Below are 22,638 nucleotides of genomic sequence, written 5' to 3'. Positions count from 1 at the left end.
TATTTAGCACAAATAGCGCGCCTTGCATGCATTGCAAGACGCGACACTGTGTCAATTATTCGTTGCCGGTTGATTTGTTGCCGGCACATCTTCCGCAGGCGTCTGCGCTGTCGTCGGCTCCGGCGGCTTGCCAAGGATTCGCGAGCGGATCTGCGGTTCGATATCGTCAGGCAGAACCGCTTCCAGCTTGCCCACCAGCCCGTCGAGGAAAGGCTTGGACTTGGCCTGGGTCACCCATTCCGGCTGCGTCTTCACATCCACCAGCCAGTTCCAGAAAGCGACCGCGACGACCAGCAGCAAAATCCCGCGTGCTGCGCCGAACAGGAAACCGAGCGTACGGTCCAGTGCGCCGATGCGGCTGTCGATGATGAAATCCGCAATACGCGAGGTAATGAAGGAAATGACGATCAGCGAGACGAGGAAGACCACACCGGCGGAGCCGGCAATGGCGATCTTGTCGTCATCGGTATAGTTGCGCGCATAAGGCAGCAGGACCGGATAAAGATAATAGGCAGCGGCGACCGAGCCGCCCCAGCTCGCAATCGACAGGATTTCGCGTGAAAAACCGCGCACCATCGCAAGAAGGGCGGAGAAAAGAACAACGGCGATGACGATGCCGTCGAAAATTGTAATGGGCATATACCAACTCCGGAGGTGCGACGCCTTGTCAGACGCTGCCTTGCCAATTTTGCGATCCTCTTACACCACTGTTTCCCTTGGCGAAAGGATCAATATTCGTCGTCCTCAACCTGTTTGAACCGGTTGCCGGAGCCGGCGATGCGGGCCACGAGGTCCGGAAGGCTTTCAATTTCCGTCCAGCGCCCTTTGCCGCCTTTCGGCAATTCAGCCGAAGCAGAAGGCAGAAGTGCGGCGGAGAAGCCGAGTTTTTCCGCTTCTTTCAAACGCTGGCCGGTATGCGAGACCGGGCGCACCGCACCCGACAGGCTGATTTCGCCGAAATAGACGCAATCGGCGGGCAGGGCAAGACCGGCAAGCGAGGAAACCAGCGCAGACGCAATCGCCATATCGGCGGCCGGTTCGGAAATACGGTAGCCACCCGCGACGTTGAGATAGACATCGTGCTGGCCAAGCTTCACCCCGCAATGCGCCTCCAGTACGGCAAGAATCATCGCGAGGCGGGAACTGTCCCAGCCGACGACCGCGCGGCGCGGCGTGCCGAGCGATGTCGCCGCGACAAGTGCCTGAACCTCGACCAGTATGGGGCGGGTGCCTTCGATGCCGGCAAAAACCGCAGCGCCTGGTGATTTTTCGTTGCGTTCCCCTAGAAACAGTTCCGATGGATTGGACACTTCCCTGAGGCCGCGATCCGACATTTCGAAGACGCCGATCTCATCGGTCGGTCCGAAGCGGTTTTTGACGGTGCGAAGGATACGGTAATGGTGGCCGCGATCTCCCTCGAAATAGAGCACGGCATCGACCATATGCTCCACCACGCGCGGCCCGGCGATCTGCCCTTCCTTGGTAACATGGCCGACAAGCACCATGGTCGCACCCGTCTGCTTGGCGAAGCGGATCATCGCCTGCACGCCGGTGCGCACCTGCGTCACCGTGCCGGGAGCGGAATCGGCCGTATCGCTCCACAGGGTCTGGATTGAATCGATGATGACGAGATCGGGCCGCTTGCCCTCGGAGATCGTGGCCAGAATGTCCTCGACATTCGTTTCCGCCGCCAGCAGCACATCGGTGTCAGCAGCGCCGAGACGTTGCGCCCGCAAGCGCACCTGCGCCACCGCCTCTTCGCCCGAGACATAGATGATGCGATGGCCGCGCCGCGAAAGGGCGGCCGCCGCCTGCATGAGGAGCGTCGATTTGCCGATGCCCGGGTCGCCGCCGATCAGGACGGCTGAGCCACGCACGAAACCGCCGCCGGTCGCCCGGTCGAGTTCGCTGATGCCGGTCGGGATGCGCGGCGCCTCCTCGATTTCACCTGAAAGTGAGGTGAGCGTGACAGGCCGGCCCTTCTTGGGCGCCTTGCCCGGCCCGGAGCCGATGCCGCCCATCGGGTCCTCTTCGACGATGGTATTCCATTCGCCGCAGCCTTCGCATTTTCCCGCCCAGCGGTTATGCACCGTACCACAGTTCTGGCACACGAATTGAGTCTTGGCTTTGGCCATGTTTTGTCAGTTTTCTTCTTGTTTGAAATCGTCGGCGGAAATGTTTTGATGGCCGTGCAGCACGCGCAGCACACACATCTTCTTGTCGTCGACGATGAAATAGATGCATCGATCACGATAGGGGAAAGCCCGCAAATTCGGCGCGAAGCTCCGAGGCACACCTGTTATCCCGTATCGCGCCAGCGAGATCATTTTGACGTTGATGTCTTCCAGAAAGCGCCTAGCAGCAACGGGATTGAATCGCGCGATATAATTATGATCGGCGAGAAGATCGTCCAGTGCCCGTGCGGTGACCACCAGACGCCTTCGCTTCATTCTGTTCCCCCGCGAGCTTTATGATATGTGCGGTTAAATCATCCGCCGTGGAAAATTCCATCACCCGGCCGGCTTCCACATCGTCCAGCCCTTCCTGGATCAGCCGCTGAAGCTCTACGAGCTTACCTTCATTACTGCCGAGCAGGCGCAAACCGGCGGATACCACCGCGTCCGCATCCTTGAAGATACCAGCCGCCACCTGCTCTTCGATGAACTTCTCGTCCTGCTCGCTCAAATGGATGTCGGGCATTTCGATCTCCTTTTGTTCTCTTTTAGCACAGGTCGCGTCGGCTTTCCAAGCGCTAAAGGCGGCTCTCAGTCGTCGGCCATCAGATATTGCCGCTCATACCGAAGGCCGAGCCCTGTCAGCATCTCGTAGCCGATCGTTCCCGCCGCGCGAGCGACCTCGTCTACGGGCACGTTTGGACCGAAAAGCTCGATGTAATCGCCGGCGCGAATGGCATTGCGGGGCACATCGGTGACGTCGAAAATGGTGAGATCCATGGTCACGCGGCCGGCCACCGGCACCCTGTGGCCGTTGACCACGCCGTAAGCGCCGCCATGGCCCATGTCGCGTAGCGGGATGCCCGAACCGGACAGCGAGCGCTGATAACCATCCGCATAACCGACGGAAGCAATGGCAAGCCTGCTTGCGCGTTTCAGCAGGAAAGTCCCGCCATAACTGACGGTCTGGCCTTCGCCCGCCTCACGAATCTGGATGATGCGTGCCTCGGCCTTGGCGACGGCACGCATGGGATTGGCGACGTCGTTCACCGCTTCGCCGCCATAAAGTGCGATGCCGGGGCGGGTGAGGTCAAAATGATAATCGGGACCGAGAAAGATACCAGCGGAAGCCGAAAGGCTTGATTCAATACCTTCGAAAGCGGCGCTAACCTTTCGGAATGATTCAAGCTGTGCCCTGTTCATCGGCGCCGATGGCGTATCGCCGCAGGCGAGGTGGGACAGCACGAGAACCGGATCGAAGCTTGCCGGACGTGTCACGTCGTCGGCAAGGAAAAGTGCGTCCTCAAGCGGCAGGCCGAGCCGGTTGAAACCGGTGTCCACATGCAGCGCGCAGGGGTGATCGCCACGCTCGGCGACCGTTGCCATCCAGAAGGAGAGCTGCTCCTCGGAGGCGAGGACCGGCACCAGATCATTGTCGAAGACCTGCCGTTCCTGCCCCTGCCAGACGCCCGACAGCACGAAGATGCGTGCCTCCGGCGCATAGGAGCGCAGGGTCGCGCCCTCGGCGACCGTCGCCACGAAGAAATCGCGCGCGCCCGCATGATAAAGGGTCGCACCGCAATCCTCGATGCCAAGGCCGTAAGCATCGGCCTTGACGACAGCCGCGGTCCGCGCCCTGCCGGAGCGCCTTTTCATGTCCCGCCAATTATCGGCGAGAGCACCGAGATCGACGGTGAGCCGCAGTGGCGCGTGCTCGAAGGCGTCTGTTTCGTGTTCGGGGAAGCTGTCTTCGAAGTCGTCTGTCATGCCATGCGTCCGGTTGATCTTGAACGGGTCGGGACCCTACAGCATCGGCGGACAAACCGTTACCGATTTTTGCAAGGCGCCAGGCTTTGACCCAAGCTGTGATAAGGTCGATCACTTTTGTTCAAGACGGTCAGCGCGGAATGTTCTAAAATTTTCTCATGCATCATGTTTCGCAGGAACAGGCCCTTGATTTCATGCCCGTCGCCACGACAGAGACCACCCGGTTCTGGCGTGACCGACGTTTTGGCGGCATGGAATGCCTGAGCGCTACGTTTCTAACACATGAATATTCGCCGCACGCGCACGACACGTTTTCGATCGGCGCGATCGAAAGCGGCTCGCAGATTTCCACGATTCAGGGAACCACCGAACAGACGGGGCCGGGAAACCTCTACCTCATCAACCCGGATGAGATTCACGACGGTGCCCCGGGTGGGGGCGGTTATCGCTACCGGATGATCTACCCGGATATAGAACTCTTGCGCGACATCATCGAGGATGTGACCGGGAGGACCTTTCACGGTACGCCCTCCTTCCCGAAATTTCTTCCCTATGACCCGCATATGGCAGCGGCCTTTCAGATGGCGCATCGTCGACTGGAAGCCATAACCGGGGCGCTGGAGGCGGACGAGGGCATGTTCTCCGTCCTTGCCGCCGTTTTCGGCAGGCATGGCAGCGCCATTATCCTGCCGGTCAAGACGCGCGAGAAAACGGCAGTTTACGCCGCGCGCGACTATCTTTCCGACAATTACGAAACCGATATCGGCCTGGAGGAACTTGCTGCCATTGCGGGCCTTAGTCGCGCTCATCTCATCCGCGCCTTTCGCAAGGAGTTCCATATCACCCCGCACGCTTTTCTGACGGATGTCCGCATCCGACGTGCGCGCCGGCTTCTACGCGCAGGCGAGATGCCAGCGGAGGTGGCAGCAATGTGTGGTTTTGCCGATCAGGCGCACTTCACCCGCCATTTCAAGGCTCGCACCGGCGTCACGCCGGGGCAGTTCAGGATGGGATGATATTTTTTCGGGACCCTTCCTCTTGCGACATCACTTTTGTTCAAGACCGAACACCAGCCTCGGCGTTATCCCCTTCGCCTGAAAGGGAGAATGCCATGTCGAAACCGCAAAAACGCGCCGAATTTATCGAAGGGTTGAGGGCCGCCGCACCATTGCTGGTCGCCATGGTGCCGATCGGCGTGGTTTTTGGCGCCGCCGCCATCGGCAAGGGCCTGTCGCCTCTTGAGGCGTCCCTGATGTCGCTGCTTGTCTTTGCCGGCGGCTCACAGTTCGTCGCCATGGATCTGTGGACACATCCGGCAAGCTGGAGTGGGCTCGGATTCGCAGCATTGCTGGTCAATCTTCGCCACGTGCTGATGAGTGCTTCGGTTGCGGGCAAGCTGGATGACTTCAAAGGCTGGAGAAAATACGCGGCCATGCTGGTGCTGACGGATGAATCCTGGGCTCTTGCAGAATTCCGCGTTATCACTGGCAAACTGAGCGCTGCCTTTTTTGCCGGCGCCGCCTTGTCCATCTATCTCGTGTGGAACCTCGCGACAGTGACGGGTGCGTTGCTCGGCTCCGTTGTCGGCGACATGTCGGCTACAGGCCTGGACTTTGCTTTTCCAGCAGTCTTCATCGTGTTGCTGATGGGCTTCTGGAAGGGCAGGGAGACCGGCCTTGTTCTGCTGGCCAGCGCCTCAGCCGCCTATCTCACCCATGCGTTGCTGCCCGGCGCCTGGTATATCGCGGCTGGTGCCGTCGCCGGGCTCGCCGTGGCCGCCTTTGCCCATGGGCAAGAGATGGAACAGCCCGCATGACGCTCGATCCAAACACGTTCTTCACCATCCTTGCAATGACGGCGGCAACCGTCGCGACACGCCTCGGCGGTCTGCTGCTGGTTAACCATTTCAACCTGACACCGCGCCTGAAAATGGCGCTTGGCGTAGTGCCCCCAGCGGTCCTGATGGCCGTCGTTACGCCCACCGCATTCGCCAGCGGTCCTGCCGAAACCATGGCCTGCGCCATCACCGCTGTCGCCGCTCTACGCCTAAGCCTGCTGCCGGCAGCAGGATTGGGCATCCTCTCGGTGGCGCTGCTGCGCGGAATCGGTTTGTGAGGGAAATGGCGAAAGATGTTGAAAAGATTTGGGGTCCTCAATCGCAAAGACTTCGCGACGACCGCAAGATCTATTATGCCTGAAATACAATCTACAAATCGACCGCCTCAAAGCCCTTGAGGTGTCGATTTTGTATCGCTATGCACCTGCTTGATAGCTTTCAGTCGGCTCAGGCAGGGGAGAGTGACAGTGGGCAAGCAGCATATTGTGATTGGTCCGCTCTCCAGCATTTATGCTGAGGACCTTAGAACCTCGTGGCCATCGATATGTTTGCTGCTTGTTTCGATTCTCATCGGCGCGTCATTGAGTGCAGCTGCGCCCTATCTCTTTTCACGCCTCATCGATGATCTGCCTGACGATCCGAAGCAATGGATGCTGGGCTTTGCGCTTTACGCCATTTTGACAGCGCTGGCTTCGGGCCTCGAGCGCTCGACACAATATCTCACTGTCATCCACGCGGAACGTCTTGAGCTTGTTGCTTCAACCAGCTTCTTTGATCGCATCGTCCACAAACACCCGTCTTTTTTCAACGATCATAATCCGGTGGAGATACAATCCGCACAGGCGCGCGGCGCTTCGTCAGCCTCCACGCTCATGCAGATCGGTTTGATTTCTTTCATTCCCGGCATGGCGACATTTTTGCTGAGTATCCTACTCATGGGGGCCGTGCTGAGCGCCGATCTGGTGCTGATCGTCGTCGCCTATGGGGTCATTTTCGTTGCCCTGACACTCGCATCCAATCGCCTGACAACGCCTTATCTCGAGCAAGCCATGGACGCCGGACAGGATAATGCCGGCTTTGTCGGCAACGCCATTTCCATGATCGAGCCTTTGCGACACACCGGCAGCAACGTCTGGATGAAACGTCGTTTTGCCGAGAGCGCCGGGCTGATCTACCGGAACTGGCGGCTTTATTCGCTCCGTCGGATCGGGTTCGTCTTGACTATTTCCCTGGCGCTGGGAATCCAGATTATCATCGGTTTCTATCTTCTGCTGCCGCGATACCAGGCGGGCGCGCTGTCGATCGGCGACATCGTTCTTTTCAACACTCTGTTGTTGCAGCTCAACGTACCATTCGAACTCATCGGACATTCGATCTCCGAGACCGCCCGGGCGCTCGCTCAATTTGGGCCTTATGCGCAGATGTGGCACGCGCCCGACGAAGAGGTGTCGTCCGGGTCAAGCGCGCCTAGGGGTACGATGCGCACACTCAGGCTTGAAGGGGTCGGTTTTCGTTACGCCAACGGTCGTGGTGTTGATGGCGTCTCTTTTACCGCCGCACCCGGTCGCTTGACCTTCATCACCGGTGAAACCGGATCGGGCAAATCGACCCTGTTCAAACTGCTGCAGAAGACGATGGCACCGCAGCAAGGCCGCATCACCGTCGACGACGCAGATCTTTCCACCATTTCTCGCGAAGACTGGTTCGCCGCCGCCGGCATCGTGCCTCAGGAGGTTCAGTTACTCAACGATACGCTGCGCAGTAATATTATTCTGGGTCGGGTGCCGGACGAAGAGAGATTGCGCCGCGCGGCCCAGCGCGCTGCCATTCTCACCCGCATCGAAGAAATGCCGGATGGATTCGACACCATCGTTGGTGAGAGAGGCTTGAAACTATCGGGCGGCGAACGCCAGCGTGTGGCGATTGCGCGCGCGCTTTATGCGGAGCCGACGATCCTGCTTCTCGATGAGGCCAGTTCCGCGCTTGACGAGGAGACCGAACGCGAGATCATGAATCAGCTGCGCGTCGTCGACAGCGACGTGACGATAATTGCCATTACGCATCGCCAAAGCAGTATCCGCGAGGCGGATCAGGTGATCGTGTTGCCGGCCGGCCGCGATCCATCTACACCCGAGCCCCGCGCCGCAGGCGTTTGAAAAGATTCCAAGCCGCTGCGGCGCGGTTGCCTGGCGGTAAATGCTTGGCGCACATCCGGATTGCAAGGGCGCGTCGCACACCCTCAATCTGTCTGTTTTATCGAATGCCGCCCGCAAGTCGCCTGGCGACTTCAGTACAAAGACTTACGGCCGGGTCAACCTGAGCCCCATCCCCGTTCAATGCTCTTCATACTGGCTGAAGCTCGGATCGGCGAGGTCGGTGAAGCGGGTGAACTCGGACTGGAAGGCGAGTTTCACCGTGCCGGTCGGTCCGTGGCGCTGCTTGGCGATGATGACGTCGGCTGTGCCTTTGACCTTGTCGAACAGGGCTTCCCATTCGGCATATTTCGGGTCGGAGACATCGCGCGGCTCCATGTTCTTGACGTAATATTCCTCGCGGAACACAAAGAGCACCACGTCGGCGTCTTGCTCGATCGAGCCCGATTCACGCAGGTCGGAGAGCTGCGGGCGCTTGTCTTCGCGGCTTTCCACCGCACGGGAGAGCTGTGAGAGCGCGATGATCGGAACGTTGAGTTCTTTGCCCAGCGCCTTCAGGCCGGTGGTGATCTGGGTGATTTCCTGCACGCGGTTTTCACCGCTCTTGCCGGAGCCGGTCATCAGCTGAACGTAGTCGACCACGAGAACATCGAGGCCGCGCTGGCGCTTCAGGCGGCGGGCACGGGCGGAAAGCTGGGCAATCGAGATACCACCGGTCTGGTCGATGTAAAGCGGCACCTTCTGCATCATCTGGGAGCAGGCGACGAGCTTTTCGAAATCAGCCTCGGTAATGTCACCGCGGCGGATTTTCGAGGATGACACTTCCGTCTGCTCGGAAATGATACGGGTCGCCAGCTGTTCGGACGACATTTCGAGCGAGTAGAAGCCGACAACGCCGCCATTCTTGGCCTTGTACGAGCCGTCGGGCTGCACTTCCTGCTCGTAAGATGCAGCAATGTTATAGGCGATGTTGGTCGCGAGCGAGGTCTTGCCCATACCGGGACGACCCGCAAGAACGATAAGGTCGGAACGCTGCAACCCGCCCATCCGGGCATCGAGCGAGTGGATGCCGGTGGAGATGCCGGAGAGATTGCCGTCGCGTTCAAAGGCGGCACCCGCCATATCGATCGCCAGGGCAACGGCGTCGTTGAAGGACTGGAAGCCGCCGTCGTAACGGCCGGTTTCCGCCAGCTCGAACAGGCGGCGCTCCGTGTCTTCGATCTGCGCCTGCGGTGGCATGTCGAGCGGCGCGTCATAGGCGATGTTGACGACGTCTTCGCCGATCTGGATCAACGCACGGCGCAGCGCGAGATCGTAGATAGCCCGGCCGTAATCTTCCGCGTTGATGATGGAAACGGCTTCCGCTGCAAGACGGGCGAGGTACTGCGCCACCGTCAGGTCGCCGATCTTATCGTCGGCGGGAAGGAAAGTCTTGATGGTTACCGGATTGGCGGTCTTGCCCATGCGGATGATGTCGCCGGCCACCTCGAAGATCTTGCGATGCAGCGGCTCATAGAGGTGCACGGGCTTCAGGAAGTCCGACACGCGGTAATAGGCGTCGTTGTTGACGAGGATGGCGCCCAGCAGCGCCTGCTCCGCTTCAATGTTGTTGGGCGCTTCGCGGTAATGCGGTTCCGCCGGTTGCGCGGGGGTGATCTTTCTCACAGCGTCGTTCATGGTTTGCGCGATCTCCCTTTGCCTTTTCTTACACCTCAGGCTTTGGCTTCCTGGGGCACGGCAGTCAATGATATTGTTGCAACACTCTATGGCAGGCTGACGTCTGCCCCATGGCGCTCGATCACATCTTCACTTGTCCCCAGCAATCCACAGGGGGAGGGGACAGGGGGCGGGAAAAATTCCCGGCAACGTGATTCGCTGCCATGAGTTTACCGCATGGCAGACCCGGCATGAAAGAAACTTGAAATTCATCAGGCATACGAATAAATAGGCAGAAAATAAGTAGTGTGCTAATTATAAGGCTTGCTGAAATGTCCCGCGAGACCGACAAGGAACAGCTTCTGGATGAAGTCTCCGCTTTCACCCGCAAACTGCGTGCGTTCTTCGACGCGCGGGTGGCGGAGAGCGGGCTGACGCTGGCACGGGCGCGCGCGCTCTTTGCGCTCTCGCGGCGCGGACCGCTGACACAGACGGAATTGGCCGAAGAAATGGAAATCGAAACACCGACGCTGGTGCGGGTGCTTGATGGAATGGAGAAGCAGAATCTGATCGAGCGTCGCTCGGACGAAAATGACCGCCGGGCAAAACGCATTCATATGACGGCCGAAGGTGAGAAGACCTCCGAGACTGTACAGGCGATGGCGAAATCGCTGCGTTCGGAAATCGCTGCCGACATTTCATCGCAGGATCTGGCGATGGCACTGGATGTCATGCGCCGCCTGTCGGCAAACCTGCACCAGCTTGCAACGGGGAGGGCGCAGCCATGAGCACCATCGTGTCCCAGAATGATGATGATGCGAGGCTCGAAAAAGCGCCCGATCCCGTGATCACGCAGGCTGACCCTGCCGCTGCGCGGCAGGACGACGTTGCGGCTGCGCAGGCCCCACAGCCCGCCCCGGCAGCGCCTGTCCAGCCGGAGCGGCCGCTGTGGCTGCGTCTCTGCTTCATCTTCGCCGGCCTGTGCTTTTTCATCACGCAGGGCCTCGGCATGAACCTCGTCATGGCCAATATCTATCAGCTGCAGGGAGAGTTTTCCGCTACAGTTGCAGAGGTTGCCTGGCTCTCCGCCGCCTATATGGCGCCCTATGCGACCTTTTCCATCGCGCTGTTCAAGGTCAGGGCGCAATATGGCCTGCGGCCCTTTGCGGAACTGTCGATCGTCGCCTTTGTGATCGCCAACTGCCTCAACCTTTTCGTCACGGATTTGCATTCGGCAATCGTCATCCGCTTCATCAGCGGCATGGCCGCGGCACCGATTTCCTCGCTCGGCTTCCTTTATATTCTGGAGGCTTTTCCGCCCGCCCGGAAATTCTCGCTCGGTTTCAGCATCGCGCTGACGGGCACGCTGTTGTCGGCGCCGATTGCGCGCATGGTGTCGCCATCGCTTCTGGCCATCGACGGCTGGAATGCCCTTTATTCGATGGAAGTTGGTTTTGCGCTGATATCGCTTGCGATGATCTATGTCCTCAAGGTCACCCCGCCGCCCCGCGCGAAGGTTATCGAGCGCATGGATATTCTGAGCTACCTGCTGTTCGCCGGCGGTCTCGGTTGCCTCGCGGTCATGCTGACGCTCGGCCGGTTTTATTGGTGGTTCGAAACCTGGTGGCTTGGCGCATTGCTTGCGACCTCGATTGCGCTTTTGACGCTGATGGCTTTCATCGAACTCCCGCGCAAGAACCCGCTGCTCGACCTGCGCTGGATATTCTCCAGAACCAATCTGCATGCCATTGCAGTTCTGCTGGTTTACAGGGGAATATCGTCGGAACAGTCGTCAACAGCTGTCAGCTTTTACCAGCAGCTCGGCCTTCTCAATGACCAGACGATCACGCTCTACGCGCTGGTGCTGCTGGCCACTGTCCTGGGCGGTGCGGCCTGCGCCTGGCTGATGTTGACGAAATATGTCGATACCGCGCACGTCATCGCGCTGACGTTGATCGCGGCAGGCTCCTTCATGGACAGCCAGTCGAGCAATCTGACCCGCCCGGAGCAGATGTATCTCAGCCAGATGATGATTGCGTTCGGCGCTGCCATGTTCCTGCCGCCCGTCATGGCCAAGGGCTTTGGTGCGGCCCTCGCCAGGGGCGCACCCTATCTGGTGAACTTCATCACCATCTTTCTGTTCACGCAAATCACCGGCTCGATGCTGATGACGGGTCTGCTTGGCAGCTTCGTGACGCTGCGGGAGAAATTCCACTCCAACGTCCTGGTAGAGAATATTCTTCTGACCAACCCACTCGTTGCCCAGCGTGTCTCGCAGCTGTCTGGGGCTTACAGCCATGTGATCACCGATCCCGCCCTGCTGAGGGCGGAAGGTCTGGCGCTGCTTGGTCAACAGGTCAGCAGGGAAGCCTATGTGCTTGCCTACAACGATACATTCCTGCTGATATCGGTTGTCTCAGCGCTGGCGCTTGCCTTCCTTTTAATCCATCTTGCCTGGCGACGCATCTGGCCTCTTCTTTCTGGAAATGCCGATGCCGCACCAGCGGCCCAGTCTTGAACATCCAAGAGTGACATCATGCTGAAGAAGTTTTTTACCCCCGTTTCCATCCTTGTGTTGCTCGGCGGCATCGCCGGCGTGGCGCTTGTGCTCTATGCCTGGCGGCTGCCGCCGTTCCTCTCCACCGTCGAAATGACCGACAACGCCTTCGTGCGTGGTTATGTCACCACCATGAGCCCGCAGGTCAGCGGTTATGTCGTGGATGTGCCGGTCAAGGATTATCAGGAAGTCAAGCAGGGCGCGTTGCTCGCCAAGATCGATGACCGCATCTACCGCCAGAAGCAGGCGCAGGCGGAAGCAACGCTCGATACGCACAAGGCGGCGCTCGATAATTCCCGTCAGCAGGAAAATGCCGCCAACGCCAATATCCGCTCCAGTGAAGCGGCCGTCGACAGTGCCGAGGCGTCGCTGAAACAGGCGCAGCTTGCTTCCGACCGGCAGGACAACTTGATCAAGAGCGGTGTCGGAACCTCCAGCCTCCAGGAAGAGGCTCATGCCGCGCTGGAAAAGGCGAGGGCCTCGCTATCGCAGGCAAAGGCGGCGCTGGAAGTGTCCCGGCAGGACCTGCAGACGATCATCGTCAACCGTAGCTCGCTGCAGGCCGCTGTCGCGAACGCCGAAGCCGCGGTCGAACTCGCGCGCATCGATCTTGCCAATACCGAAATCCACGCGCCCGTGGACGGCAGGCTGGGCGAAGTCGGGGTCCGCACCGGCCAATATGTCACCGCCGGGACGCAGCTCGTGGCCGTCGTGCCGCATGATGTCTGGGTCATCGCCAATTTCAAGGAAACCCAGCTCGCCGGCATGCAGGTCGGCCAGCCGGTGACGATCTCCGTCGATGCGCTGCATCGCCGCAAGTTGACCGGCCACGTCGAGCGCTTCTCCCCCGCGACGGGTTCGGAATTCGCCGTCATCAAGCCTGACAATGCGACCGGCAACTTCGTCAAGATCGCCCAGCGCCTCGGTGTCCGCATCGCCATAGACGCGGATCAGCCGCTGGCCGCGGAGCTTTCGCCGGGCATGTCCGTGGTGGTGCATGTGGACAAGGCCAAGGCACCTGATGGGGCGGAGACGGCGGCGAGGTAATCTCGCTCCGGAGTGCCTCTCCGCATACTCTCCACGACCCAACAAACAAAAAACCCCGGATGTCGCCATCCGGGGTTTTCTTTTGACCGTTAGGCCAGATCTTACTCGTCGTCGCCGTCGTTGTCGGCTTCCGGGTCGAAGAAGTCTTCCGGACGCAGCGCGTCTTCGTCAACGCCGTAGATGGCGTCAGCGGAGGTGAGGCTTTCGCCCTTGGCCTGACGCTCAGCTTCTTCAGCCGAACGGGCAACGTTCAGCTCGACCTGCAGTTCGACTTCGGCGTGCAGGTGAAGGGTAACGTTGTGCAGACCGATGGTCTTGATCGGCGTGTTCAGCTCGACCTGGTTGCGGCCGATGTTGAAGCCTTCGGCAGCCAGGATTTCAACGACGTCGCGGGCAGCAACGGAACCGTACAGCTGACCGGTTTCGCCAGCCGAACGGACAACTATGAAGGACTTGCCTTCGAGGGCTTCGGCAACCTTCTGGGCTTCCGACTTGCGCTCAAGGTTACGAGCTTCGAGCGTTGCGCGCTCGGTTTCGAAACGGGTCTTGTTGGCAGCGTTGGCGCGCAGCGCCTTGCCCTGCGGCAGCAGGAAGTTACGGGCATAGCCGTCGCGAACCTTGACGGTTTCGCCCATCTGGCCGAGCTTGTTGATGCGTTCGAGAAGAATAACGTCCATCTTCTTGATCCTTTCTAGTTGTTGGTTTCGTTCGTAGTGTCTGTTTTCCGTGCCGGCGTCAGGGAGATCGTGCTGCGCACGTCGCTGAGGCCGAACACGAGAATGATGAACAGCGGAAAGACAAAGACCGCCGAGAGATAAGCGAGGATGAGAACTGGCAGGCGCCAGTCCTTTCCGCGCGCTTTTTTATGCAGCGAGGCGTAACCCGCCATCAGGAAGCCCGCGCCGAAGGTGCCGCAGACGACTGCGCCGACCATGGCCGCGACACCGCCGAAAAACATTGCAAGAATGCCTGCGAGGAAAATGAAGATCGCGTTGCGATGCATGCGCAATGCGGCCGGAATATCCTCGCGCGGGCGCAGACCCTTGCCGAAGGCGCCGACCAACCGGGTCGCGAAATAATAGGCCGCAAACAGAAGGATAACCCAGAGACCACCCTGAACGATCGGCAGCGTCAGGACAAACATGGACTTCGCCCGCGCCAGCCCCTCGACATCGGGTTCAAACAGCGGTTCGCTGTTCTGAACCGAGGTCATAATCACGTCTATCAGACGCGCGACGAGATCAGGCCCGTAGCCGATCATCCACCCGAGAATGACGACGGCGACCGAAATCAGAATGCACAGGTGCAGCACGATGCCGGACAGGGGATACCAGGCAAGCAGGTCATCCGGTCCGCCAAGTTCGGAGGCCGGGCGCGCCAGATTGGCCAGATGCGAAAGCCAACCCGCCGGGATCAGCGTAAAGATCGCGATCGTCAGGGCAAAAAGCGGCGACATCACCAGCGCGCCGATAATGGCGGCGGTGACGATGGCAACGATAGCTGCGCGATTGCCCCAGCCCATGCCTGCGACGAGGATCGGCATGGCGGAACCGGCATAAAGCAGGAAGGAAAAAGACGACTGTGCGGTGGCGCCAAGCGTCAGAAACGCGGCGCATATGCCGGCGAGAACGCCTGCTATCAGCACTGTCTGGTTGAACTTTTGCACTTCGCTGTCCTGCTGAAACTTAAGCAGTTAGAGGATCGCTCCTGAGAGCCTCATCCCCAACATGGGTTTTATGGTATCGATCCGCGCCCAACGCGGAAGGATCTGGAAAAGCGAGGCCGCGCCGAGCGCAGCCTCGCTTCAATTCATTACGCTACGACGTAGGGCAGAAGGCCGAGGAAACGGGCGCGCTTGATCGCCTGGGCGAGTTCGCGCTGCTTCTTCTGGGAAACGGCCGTGATGCGGGAAGGAACGATCTTGCCGCGCTCAGAAATGTAGCGCTGCAGGAGACGTACGTCCTTGTAATCGATCTTCGGAGCGTTTGCGCCGGAAAAGGGGCACGTCTTGCGACGGCGGTGGAACGGGCGGCGTGCCTGGGAAGAGGATGCGTCAGCCATTGGTCAATTCTCCTTATGCACGGTCTTCGCGCGGACGGCGCGGACGGTCTTCGCGGGGACCGCGATCTTCACGCGGGCCACGGTCCGGACGGTCGCCATCGCGGCGCGGACGGTCGTCACGATCGCGCTTCTGCATCATCGCGGACGGGCCTTCTTCGTGGGCTTCGACGGCGATGGTCATGTAGCGAAGAACGTCTTCGTTGATGCGCATCTGGCGCTCGACTTCGTGGATGGCGGCCGCCGGAGCGTCGATGTCCATGAGAGCGTAGTGAGCCTTGCGGTTCTTCTTGATGCGGTAGGTGAGGGACTTCAGACCCCAGTTCTCGATGCGTCCGACTTTGCCGCCGAACGATTCGATAACGCCCTTGTACTGCTCGACAAGTGCGTCGACCTGCTGGGCAGAAATATCCTGCCGGGCAAGGAAGATGTGTTCGTAAAGAGCCATTTAAGCTTTGCCTTTCTTGCGTTTCGTCCTTCACCCGGCAACGGCGCTAAGCCTCAACGACTGCTCCTGAAAAGGCGTAAGCCTTAAAGCAAGAAAAGCGTTGTTCGAGACGGTCGAGAGCGGAGACACGGGAGGCCGGAAAAACCTTATGGTTCCTGCTGTTCCGTCACCGGAACCAGCCCTCCGTTCAGCCACCAGCCAATTGGACCGAGTGTTGTGAACAGCGCGCTTATACGGATTTTTGCCCGGAATGCAAGGGCGGAGGCGAATAAGCGCGCCGTTTCATCGTCAGATCGGCATCGGATACTGCCGGTGGATCGCTGCGATGGCCTTTAGCACCTCATCCGAAAGCGTCACATCCGCAGCCGCAATATCGGTCTTCAGCTGCTCCATGGTGGTGGCGCCGATGATGACGGAGGCCATGAAGGGGCGCGTCAGGCAGAAGGCGATGGCGAGTTTTGCCGGATCGATGCCATGCTGGGCGGCAAGCTCCAGATAGGCCTTGACCGGGGCTTCCTGATGCGGCTGTAGGCGGCCGCCGAGGTCCTGGTTGATGGTGCCGCGTGAGCCGGCGGGGCGGGCGCCATTCTGGTATTTGCCGGTCAGCAGCCCTGCCGCCAGCGGCGAATAGGCGAGCAGCCCGACATTTTCGTGGTGGGCGACTTCAGCCATGTCGAGATCGAAGCTGCGATAGAGCAGGTTATACTCGTTCTGGATGGTGGCGACGCGCGGCAGGCCCCTGGCGTCTGCGATGTCGATATATTTCTGCGTCCCCCACGCGCTTTCGTTGGAAAGGCCGATGGCGCGGATTTTACCGGCCTTTACCAGTTCGCCGAGCGTTTCGAGTTTCTCGGTGACTTCGGCGATCGTGCGCTTGGTATCCTGACCGGACGCGTCAAAGCTCCATGCGCCACGGAAATGATAGGTGCCGCGATTCGGCCAGTGGATTTGGTAGAGGTCGATATAGTCGGTCTTCAGGCGCTGGAGGCTGGTGTCGACAGCCTCGCGGATCGCGGCGGCATCGATATCGCGACCGCCACGAATGTAATCGCGTCCTGAGCCGGCAACCTTGGTGGCGAGCACGACCTGATCGCGCTTGCCGCTCTTTTCAAACCATGTCCCGATATACTCTTCGGTCCGACCCTGCGTTTCGGCGGAAACGGGCGTGGTGGGGTATAGCTCTGCCGTATCGAAGAAGTTGACGCCGTTTTCGATGGCGTAATCCATCTGCGCATGCGCTTCGGCTTCGGTGTTCTGCGTGCCCCACGTCATGGTGCCGAGGCAGATTTCAGACACGGAAATACCCGTGCGGCCCAATAGTCTCTGTTTCATGGAAATGTCCCGGTGCTTGGCCAGATAGTTTGGAAGGTGGGGTGAAAGTAATGGGGATTTGCCGCAGTGCAAGAAAAAATATGATGAAAAGAAAGGGGAAAACAGCACGACAAAACCCCTGACACCAGGCCGGCAGACAGCCTCAAGCCTTGACTTCGCTGGCGGGAATGTGAATGGAAGTCGACAAGAATAGAGGCAAGGCCAGACAAGAAGGACGACATCCCATGGGTATTGCATTCACATTTCCCGGTCAGGGCAGCCAGGCTGTTGGCATGGGCAAGGAGCTTGCGGATAGCTATCCGGAAGCACGCGCCGTGTTTCAGGAAGTCGACGACGCGCTCGACCAGAAGCTTTCCGACATCATGTGGAACGGCCCGGAAGAGACCCTGACGCTGACGGCCAACGCCCAGCCGGCGCTCATGGCCGTCTCCATGGCGGTCATGCGCGTTCTTGAGGCGCGCGGATTAAAACTGTCCGATACGGTCTCCTATGTCGCGGGCCACTCCCTCGGCGAATATTCGGCGCTCTGCGCCGCCGGCACCTTCTCGGTTGCCGATACCGCCCGTCTGCTTCGCATCCGCGGCAATGCCATGCAGGCCGCCGTTCCGGTGGGTGAGGGCGCAATGGCTGCGATTATCGGGCTTGAGCACGATGCCGTTTCCGCCATTTGCGACGAGGCCGGCATTCTCGGCGTGTGCCAGATCGCCAACGACAATGGCGGCGGCCAGCTGGTTATTTCCGGCAGCAAGGCCGCCGTCGAAAAGGCAGCGGCAATCGCATCCGAGAAGGGCGCCAAACGCGCCATCATGCTGCCGGTTTCCGCGCCCTTCCATTCCGCGCTGATGGCGCCGGCGGCAGACGCGATGCGCGAGGCGCTGGCGAAAGTTGAAAAGCACGATCCTGTCGTGCCTGTCATCGCCAATGTGCGCGCCGCTCCCGTTTCCGATGCCAACGAGATCGCCGGCCTCCTGGTTGAGCAGGTAACGGGCCAGGTGCGCTGGCGCGAGACGGTGGAATGGTTCGCTGCCAACAACGTCACACAGCTTTATGAGATCGGTTCCGGCAAGGTGCTGACGGGCCTTGCCCGCCGCATCGACAAGACGGTGACTGGCGTCGCCGTCAACGGTGCTGCCGATATCGACCAGCTTCTCGCCACGCTTATCAGCTGAGGCGGAACTCCTCCGCGGCAATACTTCTCGGGGCGCAACAACGCTCACCAATTTCAGTCCGAAGCTCTAAAGAAGGAATAGGACATGTTAGATCTGACAGGCCGCAAGGCTCTCGTAACCGGCGCGACCGGCGGCATCGGCGAAGAAATCGCCCGCCTTTTGCACAAACAGGGCGCAACCGTCGGCCTGCACGGCACGCGCGTTGAAAAGCTCGAGGCGCTGGCGGCTGAACTTGGCGATCGCGTCAAGATTTTCCCGGCCAACCTTGCCGATCGCGCTGAAGTCAAGGCGCTCGGCGAAAAGGCCGAAGCCGAGCTGGAAGGCGTCGACATCCTCGTCAACAATGCCGGCATCACCAAGGATGGCCTTTTCGTGCGTATGAGCGACGAGGACTGGGACAATGTCATCGAAGTGAACCTGACGGCGATGTTCCGCCTGACGCGCGAACTGACGCATCCGATGATGCGCCGCCGTTTCGGTCGCATCATCAACATCACTTCCATCGTCGGTGTTACCGGCAATCCCGGCCAGGCGAACTATTGCGCCTCCAAGGCCGGCATGATCGGTTTTTCCAAGTCGCTGGCGCAAGAAATCGCCACCCGCAACGTCACCGTCAACTGCGTGGCGCCGGGCTTCATCGAAAGCGCGATGACCGGCAAGCTGAACGACAAGCAGAAAGACGCGATCATGGGCGCCATTCCCATGAAGCGCATGGGCACCGGCGCCGAAGTTGCATCGGCCGTCCTTTACCTTGCTTCCAACGAGGCGGGCTACATGACCGGCCAGACACTGCACGTCAACGGCGGCATGGCGATGATCTGACGCCCTTGCGGCCGTCATAAATGGATTGCGGCGCTCTTTAAGCACCTTCTATGGTGGCTTGCGCCGCAAGGCCCCGCTGCTGGTTTTCGGGGAAATTGCCTGTCATACGCTGTGCTTAGCGCGTTTTCAGGCTTTTCGACCGATTGAAACCATGTTAAGCGGGCCAAGACTGTGAACAGTCGTCCCGGAGAGACAGGAAGCCGTTGCGGTTTTGCGTGACGATGTCTAGCTTGGACCGGGTTGAACGGGTTTGCCAGCGGTGCCGGATTTGAACGGCGCACGAGGGCTTCTAACAGGGCAGGGTGCCGAGAGGCATTCCCTTCAAAATAAAGGTCGAGGAAACCGACATGAGCGATATCGCAGAACGCGTAAAGAAAATTGTAATTGATCATCTTGGCGTTGACGCCGACAAGGTTGTTGAAGGCGCCAGCTTCATTGACGATCTGGGCGCTGATTCGCTCGACACCGTTGAACTGGTCATGGCTTTCGAAGAAGAATTCGGCGTTGAGATCCCCGACGACGCAGCTGACTCGATCCTGACTGTCGGCGACGCCGTCAAGTTCATCGAAAAGGCCCAGGCCTGATCGACCTTCATCGGGAAGGTGAACTATCTTCCCGTCTTGGCCCGGCATGTCCGGGCCAATGCTTTATGTGCGGGCGAAACACGCCGTTGCGGCGTTGATTTCAGACGCGTGAACCGGCGGGCTTTGATGCCTGCGTTTTCTACGGTTGTTCCGGGGTCTGCGGCCATGGCCTGGCCGGATCGCTGCGACGACCGATGATTTGGATAAGGGCGGAGCATTGGCGATGAGGCGTGTCGTTATCACCGGTACCGGCATGGTATCTCCTCTTGGATGTGGGACGGAAGTGACCTGGGAGCGGCTTCTTGCCGGCCAGAATGGCGCCCGTCTCGTGACTGAATTCGAAGTTGAAGACCTTCCTGCAAAGATTGCCTGCCGCATTCCGGTGGGCGATGGTTCCAACGGCACCTTCAATGCCGACGACTGGATGGAGCCGAAGGAACAGCGCAAGATCGATCCCTTCATCCTCTACGGCATGGCTGCCGCCGACATGGCGCTTGCCGATGCAGACTGGCATCCTGAAACCGACGAGGACCAGATAGCGACCGGCGTTCTGATCGGCTCCGGCATCGGTGGTCTGGAAGGCATTGTCGAGGCGGGCTATACGCTTCGCGACAAGGGCCCGCGCCGCATTTCACCCTTTTTCATTCCCGGCCGTCTGATCAATCTTGTATCCGGCCAGGTTTCCATCCGTCACAAGCTGCGCGGACCGAACCACGCTGTCGTGACCGCCTGCTCGACCGGCGCACATGCCATTGGCGACGCAGCCCGGCTGATCGCGCTTGGCGATGCCGACGTCATGGTCGCCGGCGGCGCCGAATCGCCGGTTTGCCGTATCGCGCTTGCCGGTTTTGCCGCCTGCAAGGCACTTTCCACCCAGCATAACGACAATCCGGAAAAGGCCTCGCGCCCCTATGACCGCGACCGCGATGGTTTCGTCATGGGTGAGGGTGCTGGCATCGTCGTTCTGGAGGAGCTGGAGCACGCCAAGGCGCGCGGCGCTAAGATTTATGCGGAAGTGGTTGGTTACGGCCTTTCCGGTGACGCCTATCACATCACGGCGCCATCCGAAGACGGCGAAGGCGCCTATCGCTGCATGTCGATGGCGCTGAAGCGGGCGGGCCTGACGCCTGATGATATCGACTACATCAACGCCCACGGCACCTCGACCATGGCTGATACGATCGAGCTTGGTGCGGTCGAGCGCCTTGTCGGCGAATCGGCATCGAAGATCTCCATGTCGTCCACCAAGTCGGCCACCGGCCATCTGCTCGGCGCCGCCGGTGCAATCGAGGCGATCTTCGCAACGCTTGCAATTCGCGACAACGTCGTTCCGCCGACGCTCAACCTCGACAATCCCGATGTTGAGACCAAGATCGACCTGGTGCCGCACAAGGCGCGCAAGCGACAGGTCAACGTGGCGCTCTCGAACTCCTTCGGCTTTGGCGGCACCAACGCCTCCCTCGTGCTGCGCCGTTACGAAGCCTGATTATCGCGGCGGCTGCGCCGCCGCTTTCGCGCCCTCCCACCGGGTGCTGACAGGACCGTTCCTTCCGTTGGAGGAACCTTTTGCGGCCTGCAAAAGCCGTTCCGGTTTTCGGGCCGATATTGTAGTCGTTTACAGGAGGCGGATGGCGGTTATCTCCAACCGCATGCTGCCTCCTCAACAGGCTTTGTCCGAAACGATGGTCGCGAAGCCGAGCGATTGGCTTCACGATTTCTACATGTGGTGCAGGAAGACATTCCGAACCTGTTTTTGCCGCATTACCTGCGCAAAAAGCGCTGACAACGCCGAACTGAAAAGGACCGACGGTGAGCGACACGAACCAGAACAGCCAGGGACCATACGGACAGAACGGTTCGGCCGAAGGCAATCGCGGCCCGATCATCCCGAAATCCCCGACGGAAGCCTTGCGGCCGGAAAAAGTGCCCGCACCGCCCAAGCGCTCGCGCAAGGCCCACGGCCAGCTTGTGATCTTCCTGAACTTCCTGATGACGCTTGCCGTCGCCGTCTGTGTGCTGGCTGTCGTGGCCTTCTATTACATGATCAATGCGTTTCAGGAGCCTGGTCCGCTCGAGACCAACACCCATTTTACCGTGCGCAATGGTGCGGGCCTCATCGAGATCGCCAACAATCTGGAGCGTAACGACATCATCTCCAACGCGCGCGTTTTCCGTCTGATGGCCGGCAGCTATCTGCAGAAGGACCAGACGCTGAAAACCGGCGAATACGAGATCAAGGCCGGCGCATCGATGAAGGATATTCTCCTCCTTCTCGAATCCGGCAAATCGATCCTTTATTCCGTGTCGCTGCCCGAGGGATTGACGGTCAAGCAGATGTTTGCCCGCCTTGCCGCGGACGAGGTTCTGGATGGTGAACTTCCTGCCACCTTGCCGCCGGAAGGCAGCCTGCGCCCGGATACCTACCGCTTCACCCGCGGCACCAAGCGCGAGGAAATCATCAATCAGATGAGTGCTGCGCAGGACAAGCTGATCGACATGATCTGGGAACGGCGCGATCCCGATCTGCCGATCAAGACCGTTGAGGAATTTGTGACGCTTGCCTCGATCGTCGAAAAGGAAACCGGCAAGGATGACGAGCGCGCCCATGTCGCGTCCGTCTTCTACAACCGGCTGAAGAAGGGCATGCGCCTGCAATCGGATCCGACCATCATCTACGGCCTGTTCGGTGGTGACGGCAAGCCGGCCGACCGCCCGATCTATCAGTCGGATTTGCAGAAGCAGACGCCGTTCAACACCTATGTCATCAAGGGCCTGCCGCCGTCTCCGATCGCCAATCCGGGCCGGGCAGCGCTTGAGGCGGTCGCCAATCCATGGCGCACCGACGATCTCTATTTCGTTGCCGATGGCACGGGCGGTCACGTGTTTGCCAAGACGCTTGAAGAGCACAACGCCAATGTGCGCCGCTGGCGCAAGATCGAGGCTGAGAAAGCCGCGTCCGGCGCCAGTCCCGATGTTGTCGTGGATGGCCAGCCAGGCGGCGCCGAAGCGGAGAAACCCGCAAACAACTGATAAT

23 protein-coding genes are annotated in these 22,638 nt (G+C 59.8%); 12 read left to right on the top strand and 11 right to left on the bottom strand.

Going from position 1 to position 22,638, the window contains the following annotated elements:
- Window positions 1-51 precede the first annotated feature (51 nt).
- From AT6N2_RS05145 to alr, 5 genes are all read right to left on the bottom strand, one after another.
- Window positions 52-639 (bottom strand): CvpA family protein, encoded by a 588-nt coding sequence (locus AT6N2_RS05145; protein ID WP_063951056.1) that lies wholly within the window; start codon window positions 637-639, stop codon window positions 52-54.
- An 89-nt stretch (window positions 640-728) separates the two neighbouring features.
- Complete coding sequence (gene radA / locus AT6N2_RS05140; protein ID WP_063951057.1) at window positions 729-2,135, bottom strand: DNA repair protein RadA; 1,407 nt, start codon at window positions 2,133-2,135, stop codon at window positions 729-731.
- Between the two features lie 6 nt (window positions 2,136-2,141).
- Complete coding sequence (locus AT6N2_RS05135; RefSeq protein ID WP_233282476.1) at window positions 2,142-2,450, bottom strand: type II toxin-antitoxin system RelE/ParE family toxin; 309 nt, start codon at window positions 2,448-2,450, stop codon at window positions 2,142-2,144.
- On the bottom strand, window positions 2,389-2,700 hold the full coding sequence (locus tag AT6N2_RS05130) for a type II toxin-antitoxin system ParD family antitoxin (protein WP_209088975.1): 312 nt from the start codon (window positions 2,698-2,700) through the stop codon (window positions 2,389-2,391). The genes AT6N2_RS05135 and AT6N2_RS05130 overlap by 62 nt, the downstream gene beginning before the upstream one ends.
- Window positions 2,701-2,765: 65 nt before the next feature.
- On the bottom strand, window positions 2,766-3,941 hold the full coding sequence (gene alr, locus AT6N2_RS05125) for an alanine racemase (protein ID WP_209088972.1): 1,176 nt from the start codon (window positions 3,939-3,941) through the stop codon (window positions 2,766-2,768).
- Window positions 3,942-4,099: 158 nt separating this feature from the next.
- Here alr and AT6N2_RS05120 point away from each other — a divergent pair, with 158 nt between their 5' ends.
- The 4 genes from AT6N2_RS05120 to AT6N2_RS05105 all read left to right on the top strand — a co-directional run bounded on the left by AT6N2_RS05120 (window position 4,100) and on the right by AT6N2_RS05105 (window position 7,934).
- The gene (locus AT6N2_RS05120; protein WP_209088969.1) at window positions 4,100-4,957 is read left to right on the top strand and encodes an AraC family transcriptional regulator; all 858 of its coding nucleotides are present in this window, start codon (window positions 4,100-4,102) and stop codon (window positions 4,955-4,957) included.
- Window positions 4,958-5,052: 95 nt separating this feature from the next.
- Window positions 5,053-5,757 carry an AzlC family ABC transporter permease gene (locus AT6N2_RS05115; RefSeq protein WP_209088966.1) on the top strand — a complete coding sequence of 235 codons (705 nt, stop codon included), beginning with the start codon at window positions 5,053-5,055 and terminating at the stop codon, window positions 5,755-5,757.
- Window positions 5,754-6,056: an AzlD family protein gene (locus AT6N2_RS05110; RefSeq protein WP_209088963.1), complete on the top strand. Its 303-nt coding sequence runs from the start codon at window positions 5,754-5,756 to the stop codon at window positions 6,054-6,056. Before AT6N2_RS05115 ends, AT6N2_RS05110 begins: the two co-directional genes overlap by 4 nt.
- Window positions 6,057-6,359: 303 nt before the next feature.
- Entirely contained in the window at window positions 6,360-7,934 is a 1,575-nt protein-coding gene (locus tag AT6N2_RS05105) for an ABC transporter ATP-binding protein (RefSeq protein WP_233282475.1), read from the top strand.
- A gap of 177 nt (window positions 7,935-8,111) precedes the next feature.
- Here the strand turns inward: AT6N2_RS05105 and AT6N2_RS05100 are convergent, their stop codons facing one another.
- Window positions 8,112-9,608: a replicative DNA helicase gene (locus tag AT6N2_RS05100; protein ID WP_063951065.1), complete on the bottom strand. Its 1,497-nt coding sequence runs from the start codon at window positions 9,606-9,608 to the stop codon at window positions 8,112-8,114.
- A 311-nt stretch (window positions 9,609-9,919) separates the two neighbouring features.
- On the opposite strand from AT6N2_RS05100, the gene AT6N2_RS05095 reads away from it, so the two are divergent.
- The 3 genes from AT6N2_RS05095 to AT6N2_RS05085 are packed head-to-tail and all read left to right on the top strand — an operon-like array spanning window position 9,920 to window position 13,191.
- Complete coding sequence (locus AT6N2_RS05095; protein WP_063951066.1) at window positions 9,920-10,375, top strand: MarR family winged helix-turn-helix transcriptional regulator; 456 nt, start codon at window positions 9,920-9,922, stop codon at window positions 10,373-10,375.
- Window positions 10,372-12,105: an MFS transporter gene (locus tag AT6N2_RS05090; protein ID WP_209088959.1), complete on the top strand. Its 1,734-nt coding sequence runs from the start codon at window positions 10,372-10,374 to the stop codon at window positions 12,103-12,105. The genes AT6N2_RS05095 and AT6N2_RS05090 overlap by 4 nt, the downstream gene beginning before the upstream one ends.
- 18 nt (window positions 12,106-12,123) lie before the next feature.
- Window positions 12,124-13,191: an HlyD family secretion protein gene (locus AT6N2_RS05085; RefSeq protein ID WP_063951068.1), complete on the top strand. Its 1,068-nt coding sequence runs from the start codon at window positions 12,124-12,126 to the stop codon at window positions 13,189-13,191.
- 101 nt (window positions 13,192-13,292) lie between these two features.
- Here the strand turns inward: AT6N2_RS05085 and rplI are convergent, their stop codons facing one another.
- The 5 genes from rplI to AT6N2_RS05060 form a co-directional block, all read right to left on the bottom strand.
- Entirely contained in the window at window positions 13,293-13,868 is a 576-nt protein-coding gene (gene rplI / locus AT6N2_RS05080; protein ID WP_063951069.1) for a 50S ribosomal protein L9, read from the bottom strand.
- A gap of 14 nt (window positions 13,869-13,882) precedes the next feature.
- Entirely contained in the window at window positions 13,883-14,857 is a 975-nt protein-coding gene (locus AT6N2_RS05075) for a DUF2232 domain-containing protein (RefSeq protein WP_209088956.1), read from the bottom strand.
- Between the two features lie 146 nt (window positions 14,858-15,003).
- The gene (gene rpsR, locus AT6N2_RS05070) at window positions 15,004-15,252 is read right to left on the bottom strand and encodes a 30S ribosomal protein S18 (protein ID WP_003502063.1); all 249 of its coding nucleotides are present in this window, start codon (window positions 15,250-15,252) and stop codon (window positions 15,004-15,006) included.
- Between the two features lie 13 nt (window positions 15,253-15,265).
- Window positions 15,266-15,697 carry a 30S ribosomal protein S6 gene (gene rpsF, locus AT6N2_RS05065; protein WP_004441041.1) on the bottom strand — a complete coding sequence of 144 codons (432 nt, stop codon included), beginning with the start codon at window positions 15,695-15,697 and terminating at the stop codon, window positions 15,266-15,268.
- A 288-nt stretch (window positions 15,698-15,985) separates the two neighbouring features.
- Window positions 15,986-17,029, bottom strand: a complete 1,044-nt coding sequence (locus AT6N2_RS05060) for an aldo/keto reductase (protein ID WP_209088953.1) — start codon at window positions 17,027-17,029, stop codon at window positions 15,986-15,988.
- Window positions 17,030-17,253: 224 nt separating this feature from the next.
- Here AT6N2_RS05060 and fabD point away from each other — a divergent pair, with 224 nt between their 5' ends.
- The 5 genes from fabD (at window position 17,254) to mltG (ending at window position 22,634) form a co-directional block, all read left to right on the top strand.
- Window positions 17,254-18,198 (top strand): ACP S-malonyltransferase, encoded by a 945-nt coding sequence (gene fabD, locus AT6N2_RS05055; RefSeq protein ID WP_144574983.1) that lies wholly within the window; start codon window positions 17,254-17,256, stop codon window positions 18,196-18,198.
- An 84-nt stretch (window positions 18,199-18,282) separates the two neighbouring features.
- Window positions 18,283-19,020, top strand: coding sequence for a 3-oxoacyl-[acyl-carrier-protein] reductase (fabG, locus tag AT6N2_RS05050; RefSeq protein ID WP_063951072.1), 738 nt, complete (start codon window positions 18,283-18,285; stop codon window positions 19,018-19,020).
- A 347-nt stretch (window positions 19,021-19,367) separates the two neighbouring features.
- Window positions 19,368-19,604 (top strand): acyl carrier protein, encoded by a 237-nt coding sequence (locus AT6N2_RS05045; RefSeq protein WP_003502080.1) that lies wholly within the window; start codon window positions 19,368-19,370, stop codon window positions 19,602-19,604.
- A gap of 223 nt (window positions 19,605-19,827) precedes the next feature.
- Window positions 19,828-21,090, top strand: a complete 1,263-nt coding sequence (gene fabF, locus AT6N2_RS05040) for a beta-ketoacyl-ACP synthase II (protein WP_144574980.1) — start codon at window positions 19,828-19,830, stop codon at window positions 21,088-21,090.
- A gap of 323 nt (window positions 21,091-21,413) precedes the next feature.
- The gene (mltG, locus tag AT6N2_RS05035; protein WP_063951074.1) at window positions 21,414-22,634 is read left to right on the top strand and encodes an endolytic transglycosylase MltG; all 1,221 of its coding nucleotides are present in this window, start codon (window positions 21,414-21,416) and stop codon (window positions 22,632-22,634) included.
- Window positions 22,635-22,638 lie beyond the last annotated feature (4 nt).

Source organism: Agrobacterium tumefaciens (genome assembly GCF_017726655.1).
Classification (GTDB): Bacteria; Pseudomonadota; Alphaproteobacteria; order Rhizobiales; family Rhizobiaceae; genus Agrobacterium; species Agrobacterium tumefaciens_B.
The sequence above is the reverse complement of the archived record's forward strand: the minus strand, read 5'-3'. Positions and strand labels throughout refer to the sequence as shown.

Bases quoted from the DNA above. Each gene is read 5' to 3' on its own strand.
- AT6N2_RS05145 (WP_063951056.1), bottom strand. From the start codon at position 639: ATGCCCATTACAATTTTCGACGGCATCGTCATCGCCGTTGTTCTTTTC.
- radA (WP_063951057.1), bottom strand. From the start codon at position 2,135: ATGGCCAAAGCCAAGACTCAATTCGTGTGCCAGAACTGTGGTACGGTG.
- AT6N2_RS05135 (WP_233282476.1), bottom strand. From the start codon at position 2,450: ATGAAGCGAAGGCGTCTGGTGGTCACCGCACGGGCACTGGACGATCTT.
- AT6N2_RS05130 (WP_209088975.1), bottom strand. From the start codon at position 2,700: ATGCCCGACATCCATTTGAGCGAGCAGGACGAGAAGTTCATCGAAGAG.
- alr (WP_209088972.1), bottom strand. From the start codon at position 3,941: ATGACAGACGACTTCGAAGACAGCTTCCCCGAACACGAAACAGACGCC.
- AT6N2_RS05120 (WP_209088969.1), top strand. From the start codon at position 4,100: ATGCATCATGTTTCGCAGGAACAGGCCCTTGATTTCATGCCCGTCGCC.
- AT6N2_RS05115 (WP_209088966.1), top strand. From the start codon at position 5,053: ATGTCGAAACCGCAAAAACGCGCCGAATTTATCGAAGGGTTGAGGGCC.
- AT6N2_RS05110 (WP_209088963.1), top strand. From the start codon at position 5,754: ATGACGCTCGATCCAAACACGTTCTTCACCATCCTTGCAATGACGGCG.
- AT6N2_RS05100 (WP_063951065.1), bottom strand. From the start codon at position 9,608: ATGAACGACGCTGTGAGAAAGATCACCCCCGCGCAACCGGCGGAACCG.
- AT6N2_RS05095 (WP_063951066.1), top strand. From the start codon at position 9,920: ATGTCCCGCGAGACCGACAAGGAACAGCTTCTGGATGAAGTCTCCGCT.
- AT6N2_RS05090 (WP_209088959.1), top strand. From the start codon at position 10,372: ATGAGCACCATCGTGTCCCAGAATGATGATGATGCGAGGCTCGAAAAA.
- AT6N2_RS05085 (WP_063951068.1), top strand. From the start codon at position 12,124: ATGCTGAAGAAGTTTTTTACCCCCGTTTCCATCCTTGTGTTGCTCGGC.
- rplI (WP_063951069.1), bottom strand. From the start codon at position 13,868: ATGGACGTTATTCTTCTCGAACGCATCAACAAGCTCGGCCAGATGGGC.
- rpsR (WP_003502063.1), bottom strand. From the start codon at position 15,252: ATGGCTGACGCATCCTCTTCCCAGGCACGCCGCCCGTTCCACCGCCGT.
- rpsF (WP_004441041.1), bottom strand. From the start codon at position 15,697: ATGGCTCTTTACGAACACATCTTCCTTGCCCGGCAGGATATTTCTGCC.
- AT6N2_RS05060 (WP_209088953.1), bottom strand. From the start codon at position 17,029: ATGAAACAGAGACTATTGGGCCGCACGGGTATTTCCGTGTCTGAAATC.
- fabD (WP_144574983.1), top strand. From the start codon at position 17,254: ATGGGTATTGCATTCACATTTCCCGGTCAGGGCAGCCAGGCTGTTGGC.
- fabG (WP_063951072.1), top strand. From the start codon at position 18,283: ATGTTAGATCTGACAGGCCGCAAGGCTCTCGTAACCGGCGCGACCGGC.
- AT6N2_RS05045 (WP_003502080.1), top strand. From the start codon at position 19,368: ATGAGCGATATCGCAGAACGCGTAAAGAAAATTGTAATTGATCATCTT.
- fabF (WP_144574980.1), top strand. From the start codon at position 19,828: ATGAGGCGTGTCGTTATCACCGGTACCGGCATGGTATCTCCTCTTGGA.